The sequence below is a fragment of the Streptomyces ossamyceticus genome (assembly GCF_001418475.1).
GTDB lineage: Bacteria > Actinomycetota > Actinomycetes > Streptomycetales > Streptomycetaceae > Streptomyces > Streptomyces ossamyceticus.
The window spans coordinates 1-7,633 of record NZ_LIQX01000772.1; the positions used below are offsets into that span (position 1 = coordinate 1).

The following is a 7,633-nucleotide window of genomic DNA, read 5'->3' on the forward strand; positions in this document are numbered from 1 at the left end:
CCCCGCTCTCGCCCCGCCCTCCCCCGGAGCTCCCCGCAGCAGTTCCGTGAGGAGGCGTACGGCTCCCCGCTTGTGCAAGGGGTCGTTGCCGTTGCCGCACTTGGGGGACTGGATGCAGGACGGGCAGCCGGCGTCGCACTCGCACGCGGCGATGGCCTGGCGGGTGGCGTCGAGCCAGGACGCGGCCGTGTGGAAGGCGCGCTCGGCGAAGCCCGCGCCGCCCGGGTGGCCGTCGTAGACGAAGACCGTCGGCAGCAGGGTGTCGGGGTGGAGCGGCACGGAGACGCCGCCGATGTCCCAGCGGTCGCAGGTGGCGAAGAGGGGCAGCATGCCGATCGACGCGTGCTCGGCGGCGTGCAGGGCACCGCCGAGGATCTCGGGATTGATGCGGGCCGCGTCGAGCTGGTCCTCGGTGACCGTCCACCAGACGGCACGGGTGCGCAGCGTACGAGGGGGGAGGTCGAGTTTGGACTCGCCGAGGACCTCGCCGGTGATGAGCCGGCGGCGCAGGAAGGAGACGACCTGGTTGGTGACTTCGACGGAGCCGTAGCAGAGCCGGCCGTCGCCCCAGGGGATCTCGGTGTCCGTCTCCAGGACGGAGATGGAGGTCGTGTCGCGGGCGACCGTGGAGTAGGGCGGCTCGGCCTGCTCGACGAGGGCGACGGAGTCGTCCAGGTCCAGTTCGCGCACCAGGTACGTACGGCCCTGGTGCAGATGGACCGCGCCCTCGTGGACGGTGGTGTGGGCGGCGCCCGCGTCGACCGTGCCGAGCAGACGGCCGGTGGCGGCCTCGACGACCTGGACGGGGCGGCCGCCCTGACCCCGGATGTCGGCGAGGTCGGCGGCCCGTTCGCGGCGGGTCCAGTGCCAGGCCTTGGTGCGGCGGCGCAGCAGTTGCGCGGCCTCCAGCTGGGGCAGCAGTTCCTCGCAGGCGGGGCCGAACAGCGCGAAGTCCTCCTCCGTCAGCGGCAGCTCGGCGGCGGCCGCGCACAGGTGGGGGGCGAGGACGTAGGGGTTGTCGGGGTCGAGGACGGTCGACTCCACCGGTTGGTCGAACAGGGCCTCGGGATGGTGGACCAGAAACGTGTCCAGCGGGTCGTCGCGGGCCACGAGAACGGCGAGGGCGCCCTGGCCGGAGCGTCCGGCGCGGCCCGCCTGCTGCCACAGGGAGGCGCGGGTGCCCGGGTAGCCGGCGATGAGGACGGCGTCGAGGCCGGAGATGTCGACGCCGAGTTCGAGGGCGGTGGTGGCGGCGAGGCCGAGGAGCTCGCCGGAGTGGAGGGCGCGTTCCAGGGCGCGGCGCTCCTCGGGGAGGTAGCCGCCGCGATAGGCGGCCACACGCCGGGCCAGGGAGCGGTCGACCTCGGCGAGGCGTTCCTGGGCGATCACGGAGATCAGCTCCGCGCCACGCCGGGAGCGTACGAAGGCCACCGAGCGGATGTTCTGGAGGGTGAGGTCGGTGAGCAGGTCGGCCGTCTCAGCGGTCGCGGTACGCCGTACGGGGGCACCCTTCTCGCCCTGGAACTCCGTGAGCGGGGGCTCCCAGAGGGCGAACACCAGTTCACCGCGGGGTGAGGCGTCGTCGGCGACCTCGGTCACCCGGACGCCGGTGAGGCGGCCGGCGGCGACGGAGGGCTCGGCGGCGGTGGCGGAGGCCAGCAGGAAGACGGGCTCGGCGCCGTAGCGGGCGCACAGACGGCGCAGGCGGCGCAGCACCTGGGCCACGTGGGAGCCGAAGACACCGCGGTAGGTGTGGCACTCGTCGATCACGACGTACTTGAGAGCGCGCAGGAAGGAGGACCAGCGGGGGTGGGACGGGAGGATGCCCAGATGGAGCATGTCGGGGTTGGTGAGGACGTAGTTGGCGTACTGGCGGATCCACTCGCGTTCCTCGACGGGGGTGTCGCCGTCGTACACGGCTGGGCGTACGGCATTGCCCAGAGGATGTGAAAGTTCCTTCACCGACCGGCACTGGTCCGCCGCGAGCGCCTTGGTGGGGGCCAGGTAGAGGGTTGTGGCCCCTCGGCCGTTGGGGGCCTCGGAGCCTTCCAGAAGCCGCGACAGCACCGGTACGAGGTAGGCCAGGGACTTGCCGGAGGCGGTGCCGGTGGCGACGACCACCGACTCGCCGTCGAGGGCGTGCTCGGCCACCCGCGCCTGGTGGGCCCAGGGATGTTCGATTCCGGCGCGTTGGACGGCGGCGATGACCTCGGCGCGGATCCGGTCCGGCCAGACGGCATGGCGACCCGCACGTGGGGGCACATGCTCCGTATGAGTGATGCGCGAAGCCCTGCTCGGGCCCGAGGCGAGCCGGTCCAGGACCTCGCCCGGCGAGGGGCTGGGTGCGGTGTCCGTCGAGGATCGATCGGATCGGTGATTCTTGGCCATCGGCACCGAGTGTGTCACCGGCGTGACGGACAATGGAGCCAAGGCGTCGTGCACGCCTGCCGGTAAGTGATTGAATGCCATCGCGGCTGGCGAACCGTCCCGGGGGCTTTCAAGCCGAGGTGTCCCGAGGGGCGAACGCTCGATAGCAAGGTGCTGGAGGATCCGTGGACCTGTCCCTGTCGACCCGTACCGTCGGCGATCGTACGGTCGTCGAGGTCGGTGGCGAAATCGACGTTTATACCGCGCCCAAGCTGCGTGAGCAGCTGGTCGAGCTGGTCAACGACGGGAGTTTCCACCTCGTCGTCGACATGGAGGGCGTCGACTTCCTCGACTCCACCGGGCTCGGCGTGCTGGTGGGCGGCCTGAAGCGAGTACGGGCCCACGAGGGCTCGTTGCGCCTGGTCTGCAACCAGGAGCGCATTTTGAAGATCTTCCGCATCACCGGTCTGACCAAGGTGTTCCCCATTCACACCTCGGTCGACGAAGCGGTTGCGGCCACCGACTGATGACGCCCGTCCGGGCCCTGTGCCCGGAAGCGCCACAGACAAGTCAAATGAGGGGACCGGGCCCGAGGGCCCGGCCCTTCGACCGCACGCCCGTAGTTCCGAGGGGGATGCATGGCCACCGTTGAGCTCCGCTTCAGCGCGTTGCCCGAGCACGTCCGTACCGCCCGACTGGTGGCGGCCGCGGTGGCGCGCAGGGCCGGAGTGGACGAGGCCGTCCTCGACGAGGTCAGGTTGGCCGTCGGCGAGGCGTGCACCCGTGCCGTGGGGCTGCACCGCAGCAGCGGCGTCTCGGCGCCGGTGCATGTGTCGCTGATCGAGGAGGAGAAGCAGTTCTCCATCGAGGTCGGCGACGAGGCGCCGCACACCGTCCCCGGCGACAAGGCGTCGGGTGCGGGGGGCGAGGTGGAGGTGGACAGCGAGGAGGACGACATGGGTCTCGCGGTCATCAGTGGCCTCGTCGACGACATGGAGGTCAGCACCGGGGAGAACGGCGGACTGATCCGTATGAGCTGGCCGACCACGCCGCCCACCGCGGTGCTGACCTGACTCCTCGCAACTTCAAGCATTACCCCGAAGGGCCCTGCTGAGCAGGGCCCTTTCCTTTTCTTCTGATCAACGTTCATCGGGACACCGGAATTCGTGAAGTGATTCACGATCAATGGCACGATAATTTGATCAAGCGTCAATGTCTTTGAGGCGTTACTTCTTTCGAGTAATGTAGCCGGGTGCGGATCATTTGCTGATGGGCATGCGAAGGCTAATTCCGTTTCCCGTGCACTGTTTTGATCAGGGTCCGCTCCCTAGAATCCGTCCACATCTTGAGCTCAGCCCAAGCGTCAAGGAGGACGAATGGCGGGGCTTTCTACCCCTCAGCGGTTTGACCACCCCACGAACTTCGCAGCCGCAGTGCTGACCGACGACAACCGGATCATCATCATGGTGATCGGAGTCGTGGCGCTGGCCGCGCTCGTCGTCGCCGGAGTCCTGGTGCGCCAGGTGCTCGCGGCGGGCGAGGGCACCGACAGCATGAAGAAGATCGCGGCTGCCGTACAGGAAGGCGCCAACGCCTATCTGGCCCGGCAGTTGCGCACGCTCGGCGTTTTCGCCGTCGTCGTGTTCTTCCTGCTCCTGCTGCTGCCCGCGGACGACTGGAATCAGCGCGCCGGCCGATCGGTGTTCTTCTTGATCGGCGCGGCGTTCTCGGCGGCCACGGGTTATATCGGCATGTGGCTCGCGGTGCGCAGCAATGTGCGCGTCGCGGCGGCGGCCCGGGAGGCGACACCGGCGGAAGGTGAACCGGAAAAGGATCTCACCACGGTTTCGCACAAGGCGATGAAGATCGCATTTCGCACGGGCGGCGTCGTCGGCATGTTCACGGTGGGGCTCGGCCTGCTGGGCGCCTCCTGTGTGGTGCTGGTGTACGCGGCCGACGCGCCGAAGGTGCTGGAAGGTTTCGGCCTGGGTGCCGCCCTCATCGCCATGTTCATGAGGGTCGGCGGCGGCATCTTCACCAAGGCCGCCGACGTCGGCGCCGACCTGGTCGGCAAGGTCGAGCAGGGCATTCCGGAGGACGACCCGCGCAATGCCGCGACCATCGCCGACAACGTGGGCGACAACGTCGGCGACTGCGCGGGCATGGCGGCCGACCTGTTCGAGTCGTACGCGGTGACGCTCGTCGCCGCGCTGATCCTCGGCAAGGCGGCCTTCGGCGACTCCGGACTGGCGTTCCCGCTGATCGTCCCCGCGATCGGCGTCCTCACCGCGATGGTCGGCATCTTCGCGGTGGCCCCACGCCGGACCGACCGCAGCGGTATGTCCGCGATCAACCGCGGCTTCTTCATCTCCGCGGTGATCTCGCTGGCCCTGGTCGCGCTCGCCGTCTACGCCTACCTGCCGTCGACCTACGCCGGCCTGGACGGCGTGGGTGACCAGTCGATCCTCGACAAGGGCGGCGACCCACGGATCCTCGCGCTCGTCGCGGTGGCCATCGGCATCGTGCTGGCCGCGCTGATCCAGCAACTGACCGGCTACTTCACCGAGACCACCCGGCGTCCCGTGCGGGACATCGGCAAGACCTCGCTCACCGGCCCGGCCACCGTCGTCCTCGCCGGTATCTCCGTAGGTCTGGAATCGGCCGTCTACACCGCCCTGCTGATCGGCCTCGGCGTGTACGGGGCGTTCCTGCTCGGCGGCACGTCGATCATGCTCGCGCTGTTCGCGGTGGCGCTCGCCGGCACCGGTCTGCTGACCACCGTCGGCGTCATCGTCGCCATGGACACCTTCGGACCTGTCTCCGACAACGCGCAGGGCATCGCCGAGATGTCCGGCGACGTCGAGGGCGCGGGCGCGCAGGTGCTCACCGACCTGGACGCCGTCGGCAACACCACCAAGGCCATCACCAAGGGCATCGCCATCGCCACGGCGGTACTCGCGGCGGCGGCACTGTTCGGCTCCTACCGGGACGCGATCGTCACCGCGGCGAACGACGTGGGCGAGAAGGTTTCCGGCGCCGACGCGCCCATGAACCTGATGATGGACATCTCGCAGCCCAACAACCTCGTCGGGCTGATCGCGGGCGCCGCGGTCGTCTTCCTCTTCTCGGGGCTGGCGATCAACGCGGTCTCGCGGTCCGCGGGCGCGGTGGTCTACGAGGTCCGGCGGCAGTTCCGGGAGAAGCCCGGGATCATGGACTACAGCGAGAAGCCGGAGTACGGCAGGGTCGTCGACATCTGCACCAAGGACGCGCTCAGGGAACTCGCCACCCCCGGGCTGCTCGCCGTCATGGCCCCCATCGCGATCGGGTTCACGCTCGGGGTCGGCGCGCTGGGCGCGTATCTCGCGGGCGCGATCGGCACCGGGACGCTGATGGCGGTGTTCCTCGCCAACTCCGGTGGCGCGTGGGACAACGCCAAGAAGCTCGTCGAGGACGGCCACCACGGCGGCAAGGGCAGCGAGGCCCACGCCGCGACCGTGATCGGCGACACCGTCGGCGACCCCTTCAAGGACACCGCGGGCCCGGCGATCAACCCGCTGCTGAAGGTGATGAACCTCGTCGCGCTGCTGATCGCTCCCGCCGTCGTCCAGTTCAGCTACGGCGACGACAAGAGCGTCGGGCTGCGGGTCACCATCGCCGTCCTCTCGATCGCTGTGATCGTCGGCGCGGTGTACGTCTCCAAGCGGCGCGGGATCGCCGTGGGTGACGAAGGCAACTCGGAGCGGCTGGCCAAGTCGGCGGACCCCGCGGTGGTTTCGTAGACGGCCATACGAAGGGTGGGGCGAGACCCCAGCTCAAAGGGCGGGCGGACGGCGCGTGTTGACGCGTCGGCCGCCCGCTCCGCTGTCTGCGGCACCAGTTCGTGAGCCTTCTCTCGCTTGGTGCAAATGGTTACAAAATGATAGATAGAGGGGGCTCGGCCCGCAGGTGGCTCCCGTCCTCCGTGTATGTTCCGGGGCCGAGAGCCATGGAAGGGACCGATCCGGTGAACAAGAAGCTCGCGGCCGCACTGTCCGGCGGTGCGGTACTGGCACTGGCGCTGTCCGGGTGCAGCAGCGGCGACGAGACGAACGACAAGCTGAACTCCTGGGCCAAGCGGGTCTGCGACGACGTACAGCCGCAGATCAAGAAGATCGCGGCGGCCAACGCCTCGATCCAGAAGGAGACCTCGGACGACAGCGCGCCGGCCGACGTCCAGAAGGCCGACTCCCAGGGCTTCCAGGACATCTCCGACGCCTACAAGGCCATGGCGACGGCCATCCAGCAGGCCGGTGCGCCGAACGTCGACGACGGCGACAAGAAGCAGAAGGCCGCGGTCGCGGAGCTGAACCAGCTGTCCACCGCGTACGCCGAGCTGAAGAAGAAGTCCGACGCGCTGAACACGAAGGACCAGGCGAAGTTCGCCGACGGGCTGGAGGGCGTCGCCACGGAGCTGGAGAAGCTCAGCAAGACCGGCAGCAACGCCCTGAAGGAGCTGGAGAAGGGCGAGGTGGGCCAGGCGATGGCCGAGCAGCCGAGCTGCAAGTCCGCGACCTCGTCCGTCTCGGTGTCGGCGGGGGCCACCCAGAGTTGACGCCACCGACGCCCGGGCGACCCCGGCACGGGGACACGGACGCCCGGGCGGTACGACCGGCCCCGGCCCGCACGGTTGACGGTGGCGCGCGCCTGGCCGACCGTCCGCACGGTTGCCGGTGGTGCGCGCCCGGTCGACCGTCCGCACGGTTGATGGCGGGGCGCCCGGCCATGGGTCCGGACGGCTGTCGGCGACGCGCCCGGCATGGCCCCGGACGGTTGACGACGGCACGCCCGGCCGCGGTTCGCACGGCCGAGGGCGGGGCGGCCCGGCGCGGCTACGCTGACGTCTGTGAGTGACTCCAAGCTGCCCTCCCTGCCGTCCGTTGACCGTTCCGATGTCGCCGCTCGGTTGCGCGCGGCGTTGATCGACGTCGACTTCACCGCCGACGGGCTGCTCGACCTGCTCGGCGCCTCCGCGTACGCGGCCCTCGCCCGGAGCGAAGTGGTCCCCGCGTTGCGGGCCACGCGCGGCGAGTCGGCGCTGGAGGCGCTCGTCCGGCTGTTCCTGCTGCAGCAGCCGGTGGCACGCGCGCGTGTGGAGGAGGCACTGCCCGTCGACGCGTGTGTCGAGAGTGGATGGCTGGTTCCCGTCGGTGATTCCTCCGACGAGATCGCCGCCACCGTCGACGTTCGGCCGTACGGCGGACCCGCCGGCGAGGACTGGTTCATC

6 protein-coding genes are annotated in these 7,633 nt (G+C 69.7%); 5 read left to right on the plus strand and 1 reads right to left on the minus strand.

Annotated elements, in window-relative coordinates:
• On the minus strand, window positions 1-2,469 hold a 2,469-nt coding region (locus AOK15_RS38415; RefSeq protein WP_167738906.1), incomplete at its 3' end, for a DEAD/DEAH box helicase.
• A gap of 83 nt (window positions 2,470-2,552) precedes the next feature.
• On the opposite strand from AOK15_RS38415, the gene bldG reads away from it, so the two are divergent.
• From bldG to AOK15_RS38440, 5 genes are all read left to right on the plus strand, one after another.
• Window positions 2,553-2,894 carry an anti-sigma factor antagonist BldG gene (gene bldG, locus AOK15_RS38420; protein ID WP_005475923.1) on the plus strand — a complete coding sequence of 114 codons (342 nt, stop codon included), beginning with the start codon at window positions 2,553-2,555 and terminating at the stop codon, window positions 2,892-2,894.
• A gap of 111 nt (window positions 2,895-3,005) precedes the next feature.
• Window positions 3,006-3,440, plus strand: coding sequence for an ATP-binding protein (locus AOK15_RS38425; protein ID WP_055523503.1), 435 nt, complete (start codon window positions 3,006-3,008; stop codon window positions 3,438-3,440).
• Window positions 3,441-3,743: 303 nt separating this feature from the next.
• The gene (locus AOK15_RS38430) at window positions 3,744-6,149 is read left to right on the plus strand and encodes a sodium-translocating pyrophosphatase (RefSeq protein ID WP_055523508.1); all 2,406 of its coding nucleotides are present in this window, start codon (window positions 3,744-3,746) and stop codon (window positions 6,147-6,149) included.
• Between the two features lie 206 nt (window positions 6,150-6,355).
• Window positions 6,356-6,961, plus strand: a complete 606-nt coding sequence (locus AOK15_RS38435) for a hypothetical protein (protein ID WP_055523510.1) — start codon at window positions 6,356-6,358, stop codon at window positions 6,959-6,961.
• 291 nt (window positions 6,962-7,252) lie between these two features.
• Window positions 7,253-7,633: DUF7059 domain-containing protein (locus tag AOK15_RS38440; protein ID WP_420877029.1), on the plus strand; the 381-nt coding region annotated here is incomplete at its 3' end.